At 63.8% G+C, this 19,857-nt stretch carries 15 protein-coding genes; 6 read left to right on the top strand and 9 right to left on the bottom strand.

What is annotated here, in order from left to right:
- Positions 1–38 precede the first annotated feature (38 nt).
- On the bottom strand, positions 39–407 hold the full coding sequence (locus VGC56_RS06950; RefSeq protein WP_464124158.1) for a hypothetical protein: 369 nt from the start codon (positions 405–407) through the stop codon (positions 39–41).
- Between the two features lie 271 nt (positions 408–678).
- Here VGC56_RS06950 and VGC56_RS06945 point away from each other — a divergent pair, with 271 nt between their 5' ends.
- The 4 genes from VGC56_RS06945 (at position 679) to VGC56_RS06930 (ending at position 3,683) form a co-directional block, all read left to right on the top strand.
- On the top strand, positions 679–993 hold the full coding sequence (locus tag VGC56_RS06945; RefSeq protein WP_464124157.1) for an EthD family reductase: 315 nt from the start codon (positions 679–681) through the stop codon (positions 991–993).
- A gap of 27 nt (positions 994–1,020) precedes the next feature.
- Positions 1,021–1,890 (top strand): alpha/beta fold hydrolase, encoded by an 870-nt coding sequence (locus tag VGC56_RS06940; RefSeq protein ID WP_464124156.1) that lies wholly within the window; start codon positions 1,021–1,023, stop codon positions 1,888–1,890.
- A complete protein-coding gene (locus tag VGC56_RS06935) occupies positions 1,887–2,750 on the top strand; it encodes a sigma-70 family RNA polymerase sigma factor (protein ID WP_464124155.1) in 864 nt (287 codons plus the stop codon). Before VGC56_RS06940 ends, VGC56_RS06935 begins: the two co-directional genes overlap by 4 nt.
- Before the next feature lie 222 nt (positions 2,751–2,972).
- Complete coding sequence (locus tag VGC56_RS06930; RefSeq protein WP_464124154.1) at positions 2,973–3,683, top strand: SDR family NAD(P)-dependent oxidoreductase; 711 nt, start codon at positions 2,973–2,975, stop codon at positions 3,681–3,683.
- A gap of 380 nt (positions 3,684–4,063) precedes the next feature.
- On the opposite strand, the gene VGC56_RS06925 is transcribed toward VGC56_RS06930, so the two are convergent.
- From VGC56_RS06925 to VGC56_RS06905, 5 genes are all read right to left on the bottom strand, one after another.
- Positions 4,064–4,975 (bottom strand): GDSL-type esterase/lipase family protein, encoded by a 912-nt coding sequence (locus VGC56_RS06925; protein WP_464124153.1) that lies wholly within the window; start codon positions 4,973–4,975, stop codon positions 4,064–4,066.
- Entirely contained in the window at positions 4,972–5,679 is a 708-nt protein-coding gene (locus VGC56_RS06920) for a TetR/AcrR family transcriptional regulator (RefSeq protein ID WP_464124152.1), read from the bottom strand. Before VGC56_RS06920 ends, VGC56_RS06925 begins: the two co-directional genes overlap by 4 nt.
- 55 nt (positions 5,680–5,734) lie before the next feature.
- On the bottom strand, positions 5,735–7,321 hold the full coding sequence (locus VGC56_RS06915) for an AMP-binding protein (protein WP_464124151.1): 1,587 nt from the start codon (positions 7,319–7,321) through the stop codon (positions 5,735–5,737).
- 67 nt (positions 7,322–7,388) lie between these two features.
- Positions 7,389–8,618: a spinster family MFS transporter gene (locus VGC56_RS06910; RefSeq protein WP_464124150.1), complete on the bottom strand. Its 1,230-nt coding sequence runs from the start codon at positions 8,616–8,618 to the stop codon at positions 7,389–7,391.
- A gap of 130 nt (positions 8,619–8,748) precedes the next feature.
- Positions 8,749–11,001: a TonB-dependent receptor gene (locus tag VGC56_RS06905; protein WP_464124149.1), complete on the bottom strand. Its 2,253-nt coding sequence runs from the start codon at positions 10,999–11,001 to the stop codon at positions 8,749–8,751.
- A gap of 340 nt (positions 11,002–11,341) precedes the next feature.
- Between VGC56_RS06905 and VGC56_RS06900 the strand changes: the two genes are divergently transcribed.
- Together VGC56_RS06900 and VGC56_RS06895 are read left to right on the top strand one after the other, a co-directional pair.
- A complete protein-coding gene (locus tag VGC56_RS06900; RefSeq protein ID WP_464124148.1) occupies positions 11,342–12,877 on the top strand; it encodes a carboxylesterase/lipase family protein in 1,536 nt (511 codons plus the stop codon).
- A 141-nt stretch (positions 12,878–13,018) separates the two neighbouring features.
- Positions 13,019–14,299 carry a glycoside hydrolase family 1 protein gene (locus VGC56_RS06895; protein WP_464124147.1) on the top strand — a complete coding sequence of 427 codons (1,281 nt, stop codon included), beginning with the start codon at positions 13,019–13,021 and terminating at the stop codon, positions 14,297–14,299.
- Between the two features lie 161 nt (positions 14,300–14,460).
- Here VGC56_RS06895 and VGC56_RS06890 read toward each other — a convergent pair whose 3' ends face one another.
- The 3 genes from VGC56_RS06890 to VGC56_RS06880 form a co-directional block, all read right to left on the bottom strand.
- On the bottom strand, positions 14,461–15,588 hold the full coding sequence (locus VGC56_RS06890; protein ID WP_464124146.1) for a dipeptidase: 1,128 nt from the start codon (positions 15,586–15,588) through the stop codon (positions 14,461–14,463).
- A 544-nt stretch (positions 15,589–16,132) separates the two neighbouring features.
- Positions 16,133–16,624 carry a DUF805 domain-containing protein gene (locus tag VGC56_RS06885; RefSeq protein ID WP_464124145.1) on the bottom strand — a complete coding sequence of 164 codons (492 nt, stop codon included), beginning with the start codon at positions 16,622–16,624 and terminating at the stop codon, positions 16,133–16,135.
- A 456-nt stretch (positions 16,625–17,080) separates the two neighbouring features.
- Complete coding sequence (locus tag VGC56_RS06880) at positions 17,081–19,168, bottom strand: ParB/RepB/Spo0J family partition protein (RefSeq protein WP_464124144.1); 2,088 nt, start codon at positions 19,166–19,168, stop codon at positions 17,081–17,083.
- Between the last annotated feature and the right edge of the window lie 689 nt (positions 19,169–19,857).

Here is a 19,857-nt window from a genome sequence, read left to right as displayed (position 1 = left end):
CGCTCCCGCTGAACGTCCCCTTTGGGTGGAAAGCGGACCTAGCGACCGGCAGGTACGTAGATTGCGCCGGAGGGACCGGGCGGCCGCAATTCCCACCCGAACGCGGCAGCAGTGGCCTTGGCTGCGGTCCTTATCTCCTCCCACTTGGGATCGGAACGTACTCCCTCTTCGGTCCAGAAAGAGGCATTGCCCTGGCCACTCATGATCGCGAGCAAAGCATCAAGCGCATCGACGGCAGCACGCTGTTGGGCTGTGATTTCGTCCTCGTGGCCCACCAGTTCATATAGGCCATCCTCGAAATCGAGGGCCAGTTCCTCGGCCTTGCAGACGAAATCGGGGAACAATCCCAGCTGCACCTCGGGCGGCTGAGCCAAGGCGAGCACCGCCCTCTTCAGCTGGTCCCGCATCTTCGTCTCCGCCGCCGTAAGACGCCAAGAACTAGGGGCGGCCGCGAATGTCCGCAACGGGTGGAAAGCGGACATTCGGCTCGGCTCGCTCGGCGGCAGATTCTGGCCGGTAGCGGACTGGCCACTTTTGGCGATCGAAGGCGGGAAGCGGACATTAGTCTCGTCCCGACAACCTGGTTCCGCCAGGCAACACAAAAAAATTTCCATCCGGCGATCCGTTTAGGGCTGCCGTTTCGTCCTCAAAGCGTGAATGACCTGAAGGAGGACCGCAATGGCTCGGCTTGTCGCGATTTACAAAACGCCCGCCGATATCGAGGCGTTCAAAGAACATTATTTCGGCACGCACATTCCCCTTGCCAAAAAGATGCCTGGATTCCGCAAATACAAGGTTAGCTCGCGCCCCATCTCGACGCTGGCCGGGCCGTCCGACATTTACCTGATCGGTACCGTATATTTCGATGATGTCGAAGCGATGCGAAAGGCTTTCGCCAGCCCCGAGGGCCAGGCCTGTGCCGCGGATCGCCAGATCTATGCCCCCGACAGCAGCGGCGTCCAGATCTTAGCCTTCGACACCGAGGAAGTTTAAGTAAACCCGACCGAACAAGGATCAACGATGTCGACGCCCAATGCAGCATTTGTCCTCGTCCACGGCGGTTGGCATAGCCAATCGGCATGGGACAAACTCACCCCATTACTCGAGGCGCGTGGCCATCTCGTACTGACGCTCGACCTGCCCGGCGCCGGTGCCAACACGATCCCGCCAAAATCGCTCGCGGCACGACCGTTCGATCCGGCCACCTTCGCCGCCGAGCCTTCGCCCATTGCCGAGGTTACGCTGGAGGAGCGGACCGCGGCGGTAATCGCTGCAGTGAAGGACGCCGCAGCGACCAGCGGCGGAAAAGTCGTTCTAGTCGGGCATTCGGCCGGCGGAATGGTTGTCTCGGCGGTCGCCGAACGAATTCCCGAGCAGCTTGCCGCAATCGTCTACATCGCCGGGTTCATGGTCGCGCACGGCATATCGCTGCTCGAGATGCTGCCGCACGAAACTATGGCCTCGGCGTTGTCGGTCGGGCTGTTCGTGGGCGATCCCGTCGCGATCGGCGCTACCAGGATCAATCCCGGTCCAGCCGACGACGCCTACCGTGCATTGCTCAAGGCTTCGTTCTACGCGGACGTATGCGACACCGACTTCGAGCGGATCGTAACGGGACTGCACAGTGATGAGCCCAATGGTGGCGCGTTGGCGCCGTCGGATATCACGCCGGAGCGCTTCGGATCGGTGCCGCGCCATTATATTCGCACCACGCAGGACCGCGCGGTGCCTCTGAGCGGCCAAGATCATATGATCGCTACGGTTGACCCGACGATTGGCGGCTCCACCATCACGCATACGATGGAAACAAGCCACTCACCCTTCCTGTCACAGCCGGATAAGTTGGCGACGATCCTCGACGATGTCGCTGCACAGACTTCGCGTACATGACGCCCAGAGACAACTTCGAGGACCGGCTGACCGCGCTGCGGCCACGCCTGCATCGCTACTGCGCGCGGATGACGGGGTCGGCCTTCGACGGTGAGGACGTTGTGCAGGACACGCTGGTCAAGGTTCTGCGCACACGGAGCGACAGCGCCGGCATCGACGACCTCGAGGGCTGGGTGTTCCGCATTGCGCACAACGCCAGCCTCGACCTGCTGCGTCGTCGGTCGCGCAGCTCGATAGTCCCGCTCACCGACGAACTCGAAGCTGCACCGATGCCCGACGGCGATATTATCGCGGTGAGCTTCGAGACCTTCTTGCGCCTACCCGAGCTTCAGCGCTGCGCCGTCATATTGAAGGATGTGCTTGGCCACTCGGTTGTTGAGGTGGCGAGCATCGCCGGCTGTACTCCTGCCGCCGCAAAGTCCGCGTTGCAACGCGGGCGAACGGCGCTGCGGCAGCTGGCGGACATGCCCGCCGACACGCGACTGCCGCTGATGCCCGATGCGGCGCGACAGCAGATGGCCAGGTTCACCAAGCTGTTCCGCGCGGGTGATTTCGACGCGATCCGCGCGATGCTCGCCGCCGATGTAAAGCTCGACCTGGTCAACCGTTTGCAATGGCAGGGCCGCGACCGCATCGCTCCATATTTCACGCGCTATGCTGGAGAGCCTAAGTGGCGTTTCGCCTTCGGCGCGGTCGAGGGCCGTCCGGCGATGCTGGTGTTTGACCGCGGCGCGATGGAACGACCTGCGCACTTTGTGCTGGTCGACTGGCGCGAAGACAAAATCGCAGCGATCCGAGATTTCCTGTTTGCCCCATATGCACTCGAGTCCGCTGATTGGGTGCGATTGGAGGACGCCTGACCAGTCGTCCGCTGGTAACCGGGATTCAGAGCATTTGAGCGGCACAGGAGCGGCCGATTTTGGCCGCTAGCAGACAGTCTGGTTCTGGTGGTGGGATCGGGAAAGCGGACGCTCGCGGCCGCCCATCTTCTATGCCCGCTTACGACCCATTGCGGCCATTGGGCGATAGCGGGAAACGACACGAAATGCCGGGCGTTTGGCGATGGATGAGGAGATCGTACGATGCTCGCGGACGCCGAAAGAGCTTCTGATCCGACGGCGTTGATAGTCGGTGCATCCCGAGGCCTCGGGCGGGCGATAGCTCACGAGCTGCTTGCCAGACATTGGCGGGTAATTGGCACCGTTCGTGGCCCTGCAGAGGCTCCAGTCGAGACTTCGGCAGACCGGATGGAGATCAAGCTCCTTGACACAAACGAGCAGGCTCAAATTGCCGCCTTACGCGAACAACTGTCGGATAGAGTTCTCGACATCCTTTTCGTAAATTCCGGCACGACAGCGGAGGACGCCAATGGCCTTCAGCGCATCGGTGGCATTTCCGACCAAGAGTTCATCAGGGTCATGATGACGAACGCGTTGAGTCCGATGCGGGTGATCGAGGCACTCGAACATCTGGTTCCGATCGATGGCTTGATTGGGGCAATGTCCTCGGGGCAGGGTAGCATTTCCGACAACGTGAAGGGTTCGAGGGAACTCTATCGCGGGAGCAAGGCGGCGCTGAACCAGTTCATGCGAAGCTTCGCCGCGCGTGAGTCCCAAAGGGCGCGCGCAATGATCCTGATGGCGCCGGGATGGATTAGAACCGATTTGGGCGGGCCGGGGGCGCCGATCACAATCGAAGAGGCCGTCCCGCAGATCGTGGATGTTCTCATTGCCAAGCGAGCCCGTCCGGGTCTGGAATATCTGGATCGCTCAGGCCGGAGCGTTCCGTGGTAGCGTCCGCTTCGCACCCATTGCGGACCTTGGCAGCAGTTCAGCTGATCCCGGTGAAAGTCCGCTGAGGGTGAAAAATGGACAATAGCACTCCTGTTGTGAGGTGCGTCCGCGTCGTGGGATTGAGCCGTGAGCTATCGAAATAGCGTTCTGTTGGGCCGACCCAGCACGAGTGAGTCTACCGAGCAATGGCCCACGGTCGTTTCTGGAGAGCTATCGCGCATTCCGCTGTGTTCGTGGCCATCGCCGTTCCACTAGGCGGCGACGCGCTCATTGGCACGGTGCGGGCCGGTCACTATTATCTAATGTAGCACGGATCTACACTTAAGATGCGCAGGGATCTTTATTCACAGCTCCATCCATACCCTGAGCTTGTTTGTCACTCATCCGGTGGGCGTCATCGAGACGCTAAGGGCTCGGTTCCTTGAACGGGCTAATGTCTGCTTTGCGCGCGCACGCGCCATTGCTCGTCGCGCTTGCTGGGTCATCAATGCGTACCCGGAGGCATTGGGATGAACGCCGTCGCCCGTCAGTGAAGCCGCGAACCCGCCGTGACCGTCGTCGAGTATCGCCTGATAGTCCGCGAAGGTTATTCTCTGCCTCGCTGCGTAGTGGCGCAGCCAACGGTTATACGCCATTATAGTCGCTGCGGGCTTCAGCTCTGGATGCCAACTAAAACGGGCCGCTGGCGGGACTGCAGCGAGGATCACTTTGATCCCGTGCGCTTTCGCGATCTCGACCATTGTCTGAATATTGGCTTCGACCCACGGCAGCGAGGTTGCGCCGGTATTGCCAGCGATGTCGTTGGTGCCGGCCAGGATGTGAACGGCCTCAGGCTTCAGGTCGATAACGTCGGCCCGGAAGCGGATCAGCATCTGTTCCGTCGTCTGGCCGCTGATCCCGCGACCGATCACATCGTTTGTGAAGAGTTCGGGTGCGTTGAGCCGCCATAGTTCAGTGATCGAATCGCCGAAGAACACGACGCGGTGATGGCCCGCCGCGGGCAACAGGGCGTTCTCGGCCTGATATCTGCAGAGAGCCGCAAAGTCGCTTTCGCGCAGCACCGCCTGCCAGGCAGTATAGCGCTTCAAGGTCTCAGCGGTCGGCGGAGCGATCGAGACGTGGCGGCCCAACGCTGCGGCCCTCTGCGCCAGATACGCCGCGACGTCGGCAGGGGCTCCGGGAAGCCCCGCACAGGGCTTGTCCATAACCCCAACTGTTTGAGGCTGAGCGGGGGTCGCCGACAGAGCGGCAATTCCCGCCAGGAGCACGAACAGTTTGCGCAGCGTAATCATGCACTGGCCTTGCGTTCTTCGGCGCGCGCGGCACAGGTAGCGATGAAGCCGGCCGCCATGAAGCGCGCCATCCGATCCTTCACCGCCTCGAAATCTTCCGACCGACACAGGCCGCCGGACAGTTTATCGATGCGCCCTGTGCGGCCCAGCGTGAGCATGAGGGCGCCGGTGACGAAATGATAACCCCAGAAGAGATCCTCTTCCGGGCAGTTCGGCATTGCCTGCTTCAGAATCTTGATCAGCCGCAGGACCACGACGTCGAAATGGGTGTCCATCAACTCAGCGCCCCATTCGGCAGTGTTGCTCATCTGCGCGCCTAGCATACCAAAATTGCGCCAGCCGACATCGCCTTTGCCATAGAGATCGAGATCCGCGTCGAGATAGGCGTGAAGCGCACCCTCCACGGTCGGCCGACCCGCCGCTTCGCGTTCATAGGCGTCGAGTGTTGCCATGCGCCGTTCGATCGTCACCGGCGCACGGCGCGCGATCATCGCGTCAAACAGGTCTTTCTTGTCTTTGAAATAATAATGCAGGAGCGATTGGTGCACGCCGACTTTTTGCGCGACCTCCTTCAGCGTGACGCCGTATAATCCGCGCTTGGCGAACAGCTCCTCGGCAGCATCGAATATCTGCTCCATCGTCGCGGCGCGCTGGTCCGCCTTGGTCTTGGGGCGGCGCTTTGGTCGTTTCGGCGCATCGGTCATGCTTGTCCTTCGGCCTTGTGAGCGTAGCGTCGTCAAGGCGGTAAAGCTCATGGCCTCAGCCGTACTCGGCCCGCAAGCGCATCTTGTCGATCTTACCTGTCAGCGCGAGCGGCATAGCGGCCACGCGAACGATTGAATCGGGCAGCCACCAATTGGCGATACGGCCACGGAGAGCGCCGAGCAGCTTTTCGTCCGTCAGGTCCGCGCCCCGCCGCGGCTCGACGACCAGCACCGGGCGCTCTCCCCATCGTTCGTGGGCGCGGCCCACCACGGCGGCCAGCGCGACCTCCGGCAGGGCGCCGACGATCGCCTCGATCTCGGCCGGATTGATCCACTCGCCGCCCGACTTGATTAGGTCTTTGGACCGCCCGGTGATGCTCAGACTGCCGTCGGCGTCGATCCGCGCCAGATCCCCGGTGTCGAACCACCCGTCAGCGTCGGTTGCCGGCTCGACTTGGCCGAAATAGCGCTCGACCGCGCTCGCGCCTTTCACCCAAAGATGTCCTTCGTCCCCGCGCTGTTCGGCCAACGGCGTGCCATTTGCGTCTGTCAGTCTAAGATCGATGCCGATCGGTGGCTTCCCGGATTTCGAAGCTATGCGGACCAGGGTGTTAGCGGGCGTGACGGTGCCGAGCGGCGACAGCTCGGTCATGCCCCAACTTGTCTGGACGGTGACGCCAAGTCGCTCTTCGAAGCGATCCATAAGTGCCTGCGGCACCGACGATCCGCCGAGTAGGATGCGCTGGAGCGAGGGCACCGCGTCCCCCGTGGCGTCGAGATAATCGACCAACCCAAGCCACACGGTCGCGACCCCGGCGGCGACGGTCACGCCCTCATCATTGATCAGGCGGGCGAGGCTTGCGCCATCCTGGTTCCGGCCGGGGAGCACCAGCTTCGCACCGACCGCCGCGCCGGCGAATGGGAAGCCCCAGCCGTTGGCGTGGAACATGGGTACGCCGACCAGAACGACATCCCTGCCGGTGATGCCGATTACGTCCGCCTGGAGCAGGTGCACCGTTTCTAGATAATTTGAGCGGTGCGTGTAGGTGACGCCTTTCGGCGGCCCCGTCGTGCCAGACGTGAAGCACAGGCCGGCGGGTGCGTTCTCATCGAACCCACCCCAGACGGCGGCGGCGCCATGCTCGGCGAGCAGTTCCTCGTAGTCCCACACGTGCACGCGATTGGAGGCGGGAGCGGGCGCCTCGACACCCGGCTCGGCCAGCACGATCACATGCTCGATCATTGGGCAGCGCTCGATCAAGTCTTCGACCAGTGGCGCAAGACCCGGACTCACTGCGAGCACGCGGTTTCCGGCCGCGTGGATCATCCTCATCAGATGCCCCGACGTGAGACGGGGGTTGAGGGTGTGGCAGACGATCCCAGGACCCATGGCGCCGAACCAGCACTCCAAATGAGCTTGGCTGTTCCACGCCATCGTCCCAAGATTGTCGCCGGCTTCCAGACCCAGCGCAGCAAACGCGCCGGAGAGGCGGTTCGCGCGCGCCCGAAGCGACGCATAATCTATCCGCGCGGACCGGCCCTCGCCGCCGGTCACGACTTCGGCACTGCCATGCCATTTCGCCGCGTGGTCGATAAACTTCTCGAGTGTCAGGGCATAGGGCTGTATCGCACCCGGGGTCATGAAATTACCTTCGTGATATGCGCCACGCCGGGCGTCTTGTCCGGAGACGCGCGGTCCTCGCGCTTGATCACCGGCGGACCCCACGTTGACGTTTGAGCACGCGTGCGAGCGCGAAGTGGAGGGCGATCGCGATGAGGTAGAATGGCACCAGGCTATAGAAAGCCAGCTGCAACGAATGAGCCGGATGGCTCGCCTTGAGCCAGTCGCTCACCCCGCCGACCCAGGTCGGACCCAGGCCAAGCCCGATCAGGTTCATGATCAGCAACAGCACCGCGCCCGCCAGCGTGCGCTGCCGCGGCGCCACGCTGTTCTGGACCAGCGCCACCGCAGGCGTAAGGTAGAAATAGTTGAAAAAGGTCGGCCCGATCAGGAACGCCATCGCTACCGGCCAGGTCGGAGCGGCCACGAAGCCGATGAAGAACGGTACCGCCAACGCCAGCGCGACACCGGGGACGAGGCCGTAGAAGTAGGGATCGCGTGACCCGTACCGGTCGACCAGCCATCCCGACAGGTAGATACCGGCGCTGACGCCGACCGCGAGTACCAGAGCGTACCAGATCGCGATCTGATCGAGCGTCATGCCCTTTTCGCGCATGAGGAAGAGCGTGGTGAAGCCCAGCGTCGCATAGGTCACGAACTGAGTCGCGCCGGCCGCCAGGGACACGAGAATCAGGACGGGCCGCGAGAAGAACATGCGCAGCGTTGCCCAAAAGGTGGCCGCTTCGCCCGCCATCTCCGGGGCCGGCCCTGTATCGGTCGCGCCGCGCTTCGGCTCACGGACCAGCGCCCAAACTGCCCCGGCCGCTATTAGCCCAGCTGCGCCGAGCAGGATAAACGCCAGGCGCCAGTCGTAGGCGGCCGCGATCTTCGCGCCGAACGCGACGCCCAATGCCTGACCCAGTGGGGGTCCAAGGTTGAACAGGCCGAGCGCCATGCCGCGGCGGTGCGGCGGGAAATAGTCGGAAATGAGCGAATAGGAAGGCGGCACCCCACCGGCCTCGCCGATCCCGACGCTCATCCGAGAGGCGGCGAGCTGCCCATAGCTGTGGGACAAGCCGCACGCGATCGTCGCCGCGCTCCATAAGCCGCAGGCGGCGGAGAGCACCCACGCCCGGTTGCCGCGATCCGCGAGCCACGCGACCGGCACCCCGAGGATGCAATAGAACAGCGCGAAATAGAGCCCCCCCAGCCGGCCGAGCTGGCCATCGGTGATGCCCAAATCGTCCTGTAGCGGTTTGGCGACGATCGATAGAAGCTGGCGATCGAGAAAGTTCAGGACATAAACGAAGCTCAGCACTCCCAGCACCAGCCAGGCGTAACGGCTGCTTCGTGAGCTGACTTGCCTGTCTGGCACGTGACGGGTTCCTATCAGCCTAGGGAATATGGCGGAGAGGGGCGTGGCCTCCCCGGCCGCGCCTGTCTCAGCCTCAGAACGTCGTACTGACCCGCACGCCATACTGCCGCGGCGCACCCGGCATGCGACGATTGCCGTTGAGCGACCCGATGTAATGCTGGTCAGTCAGATTGGTGCCGTACGCGCCGATCGACCAGTCACCCTTGGTCAGCGTCAGCTGAGCGTTCACGATGTTTCGTTCGCCCAGATAGTCACCAAGGGCTGACTTTTCGAAGAGCGTACCCCAGGTGCTCGAGATGTGCGCGTAATCGAGGCGCGGCGTGAGCGTCAGGTCCTCGGCAAGAGCTATGCCATACTGCGCACCGGCGGTCAGCGTTAACTGCGGCGAATAGGTTTGACGGCGACCCCCCAGATTGATGCAGCTCGCCGTGGCAGGACCGCTGATCGCGTCGCATGTCCCGGTCGTCGCGAGGCGCGGATCACGAGCGAAGAACTGTCCGACCTCCGAGTGCGAGAGCGATGCCGAGAAGTCGAACAGGAACTTGCCGAATGACCCCTGCGCGGACGCCTCCACGCCGTAGGACTTGCTCGGGCTAGGCACATTGAAGATCGAGGTGAAGTTCGGCGTCGCCGGATCCACGATCGAGACTTGGAAGTTCTTGTAGCGGTTGTAATAGACACCCAGCTGCGTGCGCAGATGGCCATCCATCAGCGTGCCCTTATACCCGAGCTCGTAATCGGTGACCTGCTCCGGGTTGAACGCGCGGGGCGTCACCCCGAACAGGTTGACGCCGTTGAGACCGCCCGCCTTTGAGCCGGTGGCGACGAAAGCGTAGACGAAATTGTTACGGTCGATGGTCCAGTTCAGCGCGATCTTGCCGTCCACCTTCTTGTTCGCGTTGAAATCGTGCTGGACGAGCGTCGTATTGAGGAAGCGAGGTGCGGGCGGGTTGCCCGCAAACCCCAGGAAAAGAGTGACGGGGTAGCTCGCGTCATTGCGCGACGTCGTCCGCGACCAGCGGCCGCCGACCGTGATCTGCAGTGCCTCGCTCAGCTTGTAGCCAACCTGACCGAACGCGGCGAGCGCGGTGTGCGGATTGGTGCCGATGATCTCCAGGGACTGCAGAACGCCGGCCGGCGACACCGCGTGATAGCCGCCGTTCGCCGGAAAGGTGTAGCTGTCACGCTGCACGTAACCACCGAGCAGCCAAGTGAACCGCTTGCTGTCGGGCGAGACGATGTTCACTTCCTGAGACCAGATACGCTCGCGCGCATGGTCCTGGAAGGTGTCGTTTCCGGCGCTGGTACCGTCGGTGTCGACCCGCTCCTGGGTGGTGCCGCTCTGGTAGCCGGAGATCGAACGGATCGCGAGGCCGTTGTCGAATGTATAGCTGACGTTGGCGGTAATGCGGCCGAACTCGTCCTGACCGGACAGCGGCGCGTTGCTGGTCACGACGAACGGATCGGACGTGTTCAGCGTCGGCGCGGCGGCCGTGCCGAAATATGCCGGGGTAGCCGGGAAGCCGCCGTAATTGACCTTGTTGTAATCGCCCTTGATCAGGATACGCAGATGCGAATCCGGCTGCCAGAGCAGGCTGGCGCGGCCGCTGACCGAGTCGAGGTTGCCGGGGTTGCCCGTAAACGGGCCGGTGACGTGAAAGAATGTATCGCGACGCTCGTAGTTCCCGGCGACGCGCAGCGCCAGCGTGTCGCTTAGCGGCAGGTTGATGGCGCCCTGGACCTTTACGTCGTTGTAATTGCCGTACTGGGCAAGCGCGTAGCCCTTGACCCTGTCAGTCGTCGGGTTGGTCTCGGTGATGAACACTGCGCCGCCGGTCGCGTTGCCTCCGGCGAAAGTGCCCTGGGGTCCACGCAGCACTTCGACTGAGGCAATGTCGTAATAAGGCTCGGTCTGGAAATAGCCCGGAAACGTCGCGACGCCGTCACGATAGGTGACGACGCCGACACCGATCGAGCTGGTGACCTCGGTCTTACCGATGCCCCGGATGTTGAAGCTGTTGCTCTGGCCTGAAGTGTTGACGGTCAGCGAGGGCGTCGCAAACTGCAGCTGCTCGACCGACAGCACGCTCTTTCGGGTCAGGTCCTCACCGGTCAACACGCTCGCCGCGACACCGGTGCGTTGCAGATTCGTCGCGCGCCGCTCGGCGGTGATGACGATTTCCTGATCGTTGTCCGAATGTGGATCGGCGGCTGCGACGGGGTCGGTGGTCTGGGCGGGCGGGGCTGCAGATCCGGTTTGGGCCTGGGCAGCGCCCGAGGCCAGAAGGGCGATTACGGACGCGGACAGCGATAGATAGCGCATCATTCATCCTCTCTGAAGATACGCGCTCTGCGGCGCGTCCGGTCGCTAAGTGGCATCCAAACCGGCTGTCTGTCAACTTTCATTAAATCGCTAGTGAATGTTTTTGCGGGATGGTAGGATGCCGCTCGGCAGCCGAGATAAACCGGCGCGAGGGAGGGGATTGAATGGTCGAGTCGCACGGCGCCGATCGCAAGCAGGCCAGCTGGGCGCCCGTTCGCGCGGACCCATGGATATGAGCCGCCCCACAGCGACGCTTACTCGCCTGCATCGGCGACCGCACGACAGTCCCGTTCGATGCGGCGCTGCAGAGTTCCGGTGAGGTTGACGACAGATCACGAAAGGAATGAACATGCTGAACAAGGGTCGATGGACAATGCGGTTTGTGGGGCTCGCTGCGGCGATGCTGGCCACCGCCGCGGGCGCGCAACAGACAAAGGTGACAATCGATTCCGGCGCGGTGCAGGGGGCGCAGGCGGACGCCACTCTCGTCTTCAAGGGCATTCCCTATGCCGCCCCGCCCGTCGGCCCGATGCGTTGGCGTCCTCCGGTAAGACCGGCCGCCTGGAAGGGGGTGCGCGACGCGACCCGATACGGCGCAGCCTGTCCCCAGGGATCCGAGCATAAGGAGCCCTGGGCTCAAGTAGGCCCGATGAGCGAGGATTGCCTGTTCCTCAACGTATGGCGGCCCGCGCACGCGGGCAAATATCCGGTCATGGTCTTCATTCACGGTGGCGGCTTCACTTACGGTGCCGCCGGGGTGCCGCTCTATGACGGCGTGAGGCTTGCCGCGCGCGGGGCGATCATCGTCACAATCAACTATCGGCTCGGCCGGCTCGGCTTCTTCGCCCACCCGGCGCTCACCCGCGAAAATCCGGACGGCGAGCTCGGCAATTACGCCGTCATGGACCAAGTCGCCGCGCTCCAATGGGTCAAGCGAAACATCGCGAAATTCGGCGGCGACGCCGACAACGTCACGGTTTTCGGTGAATCCGCCGGCGCGGGCAGCGTTCAGATCCTGATGGGGTCGCCCGTGTCGAAGGGGCTGTTCCACAAAGCGATTTCGGAATCCGGCGCCGGCAGCAGTCCCCTGTTCCCCATTCGGGGCGGCGCGATCAACGCGGAGATGCTCGGCACTTTGTGGGCTGCAAGCCTTGGGCTGAAGAACGCGACCGCCGAGCAGCTTCGCGCGATTCCGTTGGCAGAGGTCGTGAAGAACGGCCGCGCCTTTCCGTTCATCGATGGCAAGGTCGTGGCACACAGCCCCGGGGAGCCCTTCTATCGTAACGCCGAGATGCAGATCCCGCTGATCATCGGCGGCAATTCTAACGAATCGAGCCTTGGGGGCATGACCGAGGACGCAGCGAAGGCGTTACTGGGCAAAGATTTCCCGGCTTTGCTGCAGAGCTATGTTGCGCTGACCGGCAAGCCGGAAGCAATTGCCGCGGTCGATCTGGCGGAGGACGCCGGTTTCGTGCTGCCGTCCTTCGCGCTTGCGGATCAGCATGCAGCAGCCGGCAACAAAACATTCGTCTATTATTTCGACCAGGTGCCCGTTGATCAGCGCGCCGCTGCCGCGGGTACCGATCACGGCGGTGAACTGGAATATGTCTTCGGCACCAAAGCGGTGGAACATCGCTGGGATGCGCAGGACGCGGCGGTCTCGAAGATGATGGGGGATTATTGGGTGCGTTTTGCGCGGACGGGCGATCCGAACGGCGGAGGCTCGCCGCGCTGGCCTGCCGTGACCGCACCGCCGACCACCTACCTCGCCGTCGGTGCCAAGACGGAAGCGATGCGGCTCCAGCCCATCCGCGAACGGGCCAAGGCGGCAGCGATGACCGATGCCCGCAAGAAGTGGGCGGCGATGCCGCAACCTTGAGTTGAACTCTGAAGCGCCGCGGCGCCGACGCTGACCGACACGGGGGCGTCGGCGCCGCTACCGACTTAGATCAATTGCCAGGAAGGAATTATGCGCGTGAACCCTACCAGGCGACAGCTTGTCGTAGGCGCGGCCAGCGTGATGGCTGCAGGCCGTGCGGGTGCCGCTCGCCCGCCCGTCGGCGCCGCCCGCGGATCGTCCAGCTTCCTGTGGGGCACCGCGATCTCCGCACACCAGAGCGAGGGAAACAACACCAATTCCGACAGCTGGCTGCTCGAGACGATCACCCCGACTGCGTTCAACGACCCTTCCGGCGACGCGACCGACAGCTATCATCGCTACGAGGAAGATCTCGACATCGCGGCAAGCCTCGGGCTCAATTGTTATCGCCTTGGGATCGAATGGGCGCGGATCGAGCCCGCGCCCGGAATGTTCTCGGAAGCGGAGCTCGATCATTATGCACGGGTGCTCGAGGCGTGCCACGCCCGCAAGCTGCTGCCGATCGTCACCTTCAACCATTTCACCGTCCCGCTGTGGTTCGCCATGCGTGGTGGGTTCGAAAGGGCCGACGGCGCCGATCTGTTCGCCCGTTTCTGTGCGCGCGCGACGCAGAGGCTGGGGCCCCTGATCGGGATGGCCTCGACCTTCAATGAGGCCAATATCGTGCTGCTGCGCAAGGTCTTGCCACGCTTCGCCAGCGACGCCGCCGCAGCGAATGCGAATGCGATGATCGCGGCGGCGGCGCAGCGCACGCACTCGCCCAAATTCTCGTCGATGCTCTTTGGAGATCCGGACAAAATCACAGAGGTCATGCTCGATGCGCACGCCAAGGGCTATGCCGCGATAAAGGCGGGTCCGGGCGATTTCCCGGTCGGCCTGACGCTATCGATGCAGGAGATCCAGGGCGTCGGACCGGGTAATCTCGCGCATGAGGCCGAACGGACCATGTATGGCGGCTGGATCGAGGCGGCACGCCGGTCCGACTTCATCGGAGTCCAGACCTATTCGCGGCTGCGGATCGACGACAAGGGGCTCATGAAGCCGGAATCGGGCGTACCGCTCACCGACATGGGGTACGAAAACTACCCGCACGCCATCGGCGCGACGATTCGGTATGCCGCCGAGCATATCGGGCGTCCGATCTATTTGACCGAAACCGGCATCGCTGCGACCGACGACACCATCCGCGCGCGCTTCATCGACGCGACTGTCGCCGAAGTCGCTAAATGTATCGCTCAGGGGATCGACGTGAAGGGCTATCTCTACTGGTCGCTGCTCGACAATTTCGAGTGGACGTCGGGCTATACGAAGCGGTTCGGCCTGGTCGCGATCGACCGGAAAACATTCAAGCGGACGCTCAAACCGAGCGCCTGGACGCTGGCGGCCCACGCGAGGGGAAACCGGCCGCGACGGACAAACTAGGGGTGCGAGGCAAGCACCGTTAGTTGCAGGAGTCGCGGGAGAGGCTAGGCAGCCAGGTGCGGCGCGCGCTCCCGGCGCATTGGCATGAACGACCGGGTTCGGGAGGCGCCGACGAGCGCCCAAACGACTGCCTTTGGCGCAAAGTGGATCGTGCGCTCAGATCAGGTGCCCCAAACATCACCGTAAAGGCGCAGGAGGTTTGCGCCGAGTGCCTTCTCGATTTGCCTCGTCGTCCACCTCGCACGCGACAGCCCGTCCGCCAGGTGCCTGAAGCGCATTGCATCGTCCCATTCGGCAACGATGTTGAAGATATCGCTCCCCTCTCCGGGCGCCGCGATGCCGCGCTTGCTGCGATCCTGGAAGAACTTGCGCTGCGTGGCGCGGGCCTTCTCGTCGATCACGGTTTTCGCGATGATTCCGTCAGTGCCGATCGCAACGTGGTCCTCGCCGCAGATGTCCCGTACGTGCGTCATGTGTGCGACGACGTCGGCCCCGGTCGGTCTGCTGTTCGGCACGAGGAACGGCATCCAGTAAATGCCGATCACCCCGCCTTTGTCTGCGCAGGTCCTCATCTCGGCATCCCACACGTTGCGCGGATTGTCATTGAGTGCTCGGCAGCCGGTATGGCTGATGATCGGCGGCCGGGTCGCCGCTGCCAGCGCCTCGGCGATCGTACGCTGCCCCCCGTGGCTCAGATCGAGCAGCAACTTTTCGTGTTCGATACGCGCGATCGTGTCGTGCCCGAGCTTCGAGAGCCCGGCATTGGCCGGCTCGAGACTGCCGTCCCCGGAGAGGTTACGGAGATTGTAGGTCAGCTGGACGATACGCACTCCGAGCCCCTTGAGCAGAGCTAGGCGATCGAGTTCGGTGCCGACGAGGCTGGTGTCCTGCACACCATAATAGACCGCCAGTCGGTTCGAAGCCTTTGCAGCCCGGAAGTCTCCGGTACTGAGCGCCCGGAGCAGGACATCGGCGTTGTCGGCGATCAGCTGATCAAGCTGCGCGATGTTCCCCACAGTCTTTTCCCAGGCGCCAGGCTCGTTCCCGACTTCATTTACTGTGAAGTGGACGGCAGTCGTACCCGACTGGCGCAGCTCCGCGGCCCCGCGCGTACTAATTTGTTTCTCGTCCTCCGGGCCGTAGGGGTCGTTGAATCCGCCCAGGCCGTCTATGACGATGGCGCGATCGTAGGCGAGGTTTGCAATCCCCCTGTCTGCCGCGGCGACACGGCTCGCCGCGAGCCCTGCCAAAGCGACGCCGCCAACCAGCGCCATGCGGCGATCAATCATCACATGCGTTCCCCGCCTGAGTCGGTCTGCATCCTACAGCATCGTTCCGCATCAACGAGCGAATTGCCTCTCGATATGGTGCCGCGAATGACCCCTCCTCGCGTCATCGCGAAGCTAGCGCGGGGCAGTAAGCTTCCTGTTCGTGCAGCAGCCGGAACAGTGGCCCACGAAACGCTCAAAGCCCAGATCGCGGACCCCGATCCTGCCGGCGGCGGATACCTGCTTTCGGCTGAGCGCGAGCCGGTCAGCGATACAGAGGTCGCAGAGCGGCCTTCTGCCCCTTGCAGCGACAACCGCGCTCATCTCTTCGCTTCGTGTCATTGCGCCCCCGCACTTGGGCACGGCGTACCCCATCGAGAGGAGCTTGCAAACGAAAACAGCAGGCTAGCCTCGTTCGGAAATATCGTGAGATTGTCCGCTTTCAGGGACTTAGTAGGCGCCGCTAAATGACCGCAGATGGCGCGAAGCCGTCATTTGGCTGGATTGCCGCGAATGTCCGCAATGGGTGGAAACCGGACATTGGCGCCTCAGCACCAAGCTGCCGTTAGACTGTGTCTGGCTCCCGCTCATCCAGCCGTGGATCGTGGCCGTAGCGATTCGGACCAACATCACCAGGAATGAACATCACCGCGACCGACCCGATGGCAGGGATTAGGAGTATCAGTTCCCACATGCTCAGTTCCGGCCAAGCGGCATCGTATGCGTGAAAGTTGACGCGTAAGTGATCGTAGATGTTGGCAGCAACCAGTGGCGGCAACGCGAGCGCCCACCAGGCGGAGCGGCCCTGGTCGTGAAGCCGCCTCGCAAACAGTGCAAAGAACGGCACGATGACAACGAGGTTGATAGCGTCTGGGACCATCGCCGACGACGGCCAGCCGAGGTGGGGTCCAACCGAAAGCCGGGCAGCTCCACCGACGAGAGTGGAAGCAATCCAATAATAGCCAAATTCAGACCTGCGAGAACGTCCGGCAACGACAAACGTCCGGCTGACCGTTCGCGTGACGGATGCCGCAGCCTCACGGAACCTCTCGACCATACCAACTCCCGTAACAGGCTGGAGATAGCGTTGCTTGGCCAATGTCCGCAATGGGTCGGAAGCGGGCACAGGTGCCGCTTCGCAGCGACTGTCCGCTTTCTGGTCGTGGCGCCGCAAAGACGAGGATCGGCTAGCGGCTAAACGCTGACCTCTCGGCACAGGTTGGGAACGACAGGGACACCGGGCGGCGATCCGTTCGGACGTGCGCCATCCTCGCCAATCTCCTGTGAGCGATCCGCCGCCCGTCCGGACGGGCTCGTGGCGGCCGGCTCAGTGAGGCTCCTCAGCTAGGCGCAGTGGGTCCGGGTCGATCGCGGCGGAAAGTGGGGCGTGCCTGCATATCCCTCTTGGGCAAGCCCTCTGGCCAGTTTTCACAAAATCCGGTGGCCGTCCCCAGCCGGTGACGAGAAGGTGGGGCGGCCCCGAAGGACCGCCCCTGAAAAGCGGGAGAAGGCGTCAGGCCGCTTTCTCGATGCTCCCCGACGCCTGAGCGCCGTCGTCCTCCGCCTCGCCCGCTCCACTCTCAGCCGGGGCCTCGTCGGCCCTGTCGGAGCTGGGAGGCGTCGCCGGCTCATCCTCCCAAGGCGGCGTCTCGTCCTCGGCGGCCGGCGCGGACGCAACCACAGGTGCAAACCGCATCGCCTCCGGCACCCACGCGAGCGCCCGCTCCTTCACCTCCACCTCCGCGATGAAGTCGCCCGCGAAAATGCGTTCGGCGGATTGAGCCAGCTCGGCCTTCTTGAGGCCCGAGTAACGCGAGGCGAAGGCGGGGCCACCCACTTCCTCCAGCGCGGCGAGCGTCACCGCCTTGGGCACCCGGTCGAAATAGTTGGCGCCGGTCGGCCGCCACCATTTCGCGACGTCAATTCCGAGGAGGCCGCCGAGATGGTCGTGGAACCGGCAGGACCTTTCACGGGAATTGGCGCTCGCCTCCAGGGTCCGCGCCACCGCATCGCTGAGCCAGGCCGCCCGCGCCTCCTCGGGGAGGGCGCGAAACGCGTCGAAGCGCTCGCCGCGCGTCGCACCCTGGGTCCAGCTGCGGTCGAGCCGCTCTACGACCTGGGCTCGCTCCACCGTCGCCGGAGCGTCGGGCGTCTTGAACCCGAACACCGGATCGGAAGGGGCAAGGGCAGCCAAAGACGAGCCGCTCTTCTCGCTCGAATAGCCCGCCTCCCGATCGACCATCAGGAAGATGGCAAGGTCGAACGCCAGCGCCGGATCCGCCGCGACATGCACCGCGAGCACGTCCCGCCGTTGGATGGCGAGCTCATCGACAAGGGCGCGGGAGAGCGCGGGCGCGCGGTCCTGAGGCTGTTCGGGCTCGGCAGCTGGGCCAGTGACCTGGGGCCGAGTGCCGGCGGCGTCATCCTCCGCCTCCTCGTCCTGGTCGAGCGCCTCCTCGGAGTAGAAGACGGCGTCGAGCATCGGCGCCCCAGCATCGTCGAGAAGGAGGAACGCACCGAGCTTCGGCTTCAGCGCTTCGTCGAGGATCGCAGGTTTGTCGCGAAGCGCCGCGATCTCTCGCTCGAGCGCCCCGGCCTTCTCCTCAGCCTCATTGCGATCGTCTTCGGAGGTCTCCTCATCGTCGATGATGGCGATCAGCGCCTCGATCTCCCCATGAGCCGCGTCGATGCGGTTGGCCTCGTCGTCGGTAAGCGGCTCCCGCTCGGGCACGATCCGCTTCAGGCCGGCCGTCGCGGGATAGCCGATCCAGGTCTCAAGCGTCGGGCGGACCCACGCTAGACCCAGCTCCGCCGCCTTCCCGTTGGCGAGCGCTTCCAGCTTCTCGGTGGCGAGCCGTTCGAGCAGCGCGATGTCGAGCCAACGGGCGCCGTCCTCGTCCGAGAACAGGTCCCGCTCGATCTTCCCACCGGCCGCCACATAGGCCTCCTCGCCGACGAACCGGGCGCGGCGATCGCTCGCGCCCACGGTCGCCTGCGTCATCATCCGCCGGATGCTGTCAGGATGGCTCGCCATGTAGCTGCGGCTTACCTGCTCGAACACGAACGCCTGGCGTTCGCGGTCGGGCGTGGCGCCATAAGCCTTTGCCACGTCGAGCGTGATCTCGCCGGCACCGAGCGCTTCGAACACCACCGGCGCGAGCGCGGCAAGACGGAGCCGCCCCTCGACGAAGCGGACGGTGAGGCCGAACCGGCGGGCGACGCCCTCGACGTCCGCCCCCTGCTCGACCAACTGCCCGAAGGCGAGACACTCATCCGCCGGGTTCATGGCGAGGCGGTGGAAGTTCTCGGCCAGGCTCGCCTCCTGGTCGACCGCACCGTCGCCGATGACGAGGCACGGCACCTCGTAGGCCCCGTCGAGTTTGCCCTCCTCGGCGAGGGACTTCAGCGCCCGCAGGCGTCGCCCGCCGGCCTCGACGGTGAAGGCACCGCGCGGCTTCTTAGCGGGCGCGACGACGAGGTTCTGGAGCAGTCCGCGCGCGTCGATATCCGCCTTCAGCTGCAGGTCCGCCTGCTCGTCGGTGCTCCGCCGCACGTTCCGCGGCGAGGGGATGAGCTTGAGAAGAGGAATGGTCTTGATCATGTCGGCCTCCGATGTGAGCCGGTGCGGCCTCTCCGCATCCGTCGCTCACGGCGGCGTGCCTCCTCTCCTCTTGCGCATGGGACCGGTGTGTCAGCCTACATCCACGACCCGTATGCGCACCTGTCAGGCACGCGCGAAGCGGTAACCGTCGGGTTTGCCGACGCCCTGCTGACGATGGAGGAGTCGTACTGTTGATGTCGGCAATGGCCGAAAGCGACCGCCCGCGAATGTCCGCTGTTGGGCATCTCGGCCGCAGGCTCGGAACAGCCCTTGCTGGAGAGTTCCTGCATGCCGGCCGTATTCTGCGCCAGCGTTCGCTATCTGGCTAAGCATCGGGGCTGAGGCCGCTTATGCGGGTCCCTCTTCGTGGCTATCGGTGGAAAGCCGCCGATGCCGCCCCAGGTAAGGGTTCAGAGTTTCTCATGCTCGTACGATTCGATGATCGCCGTCCTCGCGACAGCCTCCCGACGTGCTTGAACCTCGAGTAGCGCACCGACCCTGTGTCGCACTTCCTCGGGAGTACCCGTAGCGGCCACCCGGATCTGATCTACAGCGGCGTTGAGCAAGTTCTCGCACGCAGTGGCTGACGCCTCTGCCGTTTTATCCGCTGGATCACTCCCGCCCCTTAGAGCCGCCATTCGTGTGACGCACAGAGTGTAACGACCAAGCGCATCTTCGGGAGGAAGGGC

This window comes from Allosphingosinicella sp. (assembly GCF_036403745.1).
Classification (GTDB): Bacteria; Pseudomonadota; Alphaproteobacteria; order Sphingomonadales; family Sphingomonadaceae; genus Allosphingosinicella.
The sequence above is the reverse complement of the archived record's forward strand: the minus strand, read 5'-3'. Positions and strand labels throughout refer to the sequence as shown.

What these genes read in the sequence shown, in the direction of transcription:
- VGC56_RS06950 (WP_464124158.1), bottom strand. Translation starts at nt 407, where the DNA reads ATGCGGGACCAGCTGAAGAGGGCGGTGCTCGCCTTGGCTCAGCCGCCC.
- VGC56_RS06945 (WP_464124157.1), top strand. Translation starts at nt 679, where the DNA reads ATGGCTCGGCTTGTCGCGATTTACAAAACGCCCGCCGATATCGAGGCG.
- VGC56_RS06940 (WP_464124156.1), top strand. Translation starts at nt 1,021, where the DNA reads ATGTCGACGCCCAATGCAGCATTTGTCCTCGTCCACGGCGGTTGGCAT.
- VGC56_RS06935 (WP_464124155.1), top strand. Translation starts at nt 1,887, where the DNA reads ATGACGCCCAGAGACAACTTCGAGGACCGGCTGACCGCGCTGCGGCCA.
- VGC56_RS06930 (WP_464124154.1), top strand. Translation starts at nt 2,973, where the DNA reads ATGCTCGCGGACGCCGAAAGAGCTTCTGATCCGACGGCGTTGATAGTC.
- VGC56_RS06925 (WP_464124153.1), bottom strand. Translation starts at nt 4,975, where the DNA reads ATGATTACGCTGCGCAAACTGTTCGTGCTCCTGGCGGGAATTGCCGCT.
- VGC56_RS06920 (WP_464124152.1), bottom strand. Translation starts at nt 5,679, where the DNA reads ATGACCGATGCGCCGAAACGACCAAAGCGCCGCCCCAAGACCAAGGCG.
- VGC56_RS06915 (WP_464124151.1), bottom strand. Translation starts at nt 7,321, where the DNA reads ATGACCCCGGGTGCGATACAGCCCTATGCCCTGACACTCGAGAAGTTT.
- VGC56_RS06905 (WP_464124149.1), bottom strand. Translation starts at nt 11,001, where the DNA reads ATGATGCGCTATCTATCGCTGTCCGCGTCCGTAATCGCCCTTCTGGCC.
- VGC56_RS06900 (WP_464124148.1), top strand. Translation starts at nt 11,342, where the DNA reads ATGAACATGCTGAACAAGGGTCGATGGACAATGCGGTTTGTGGGGCTC.
- VGC56_RS06895 (WP_464124147.1), top strand. Translation starts at nt 13,019, where the DNA reads ATGGCTGCAGGCCGTGCGGGTGCCGCTCGCCCGCCCGTCGGCGCCGCC.
- VGC56_RS06890 (WP_464124146.1), bottom strand. Translation starts at nt 15,588, where the DNA reads ATGATTGATCGCCGCATGGCGCTGGTTGGCGGCGTCGCTTTGGCAGGG.
- VGC56_RS06885 (WP_464124145.1), bottom strand. Translation starts at nt 16,624, where the DNA reads ATGGTCGAGAGGTTCCGTGAGGCTGCGGCATCCGTCACGCGAACGGTC.
- VGC56_RS06880 (WP_464124144.1), bottom strand. Translation starts at nt 19,168, where the DNA reads ATGATCAAGACCATTCCTCTTCTCAAGCTCATCCCCTCGCCGCGGAAC.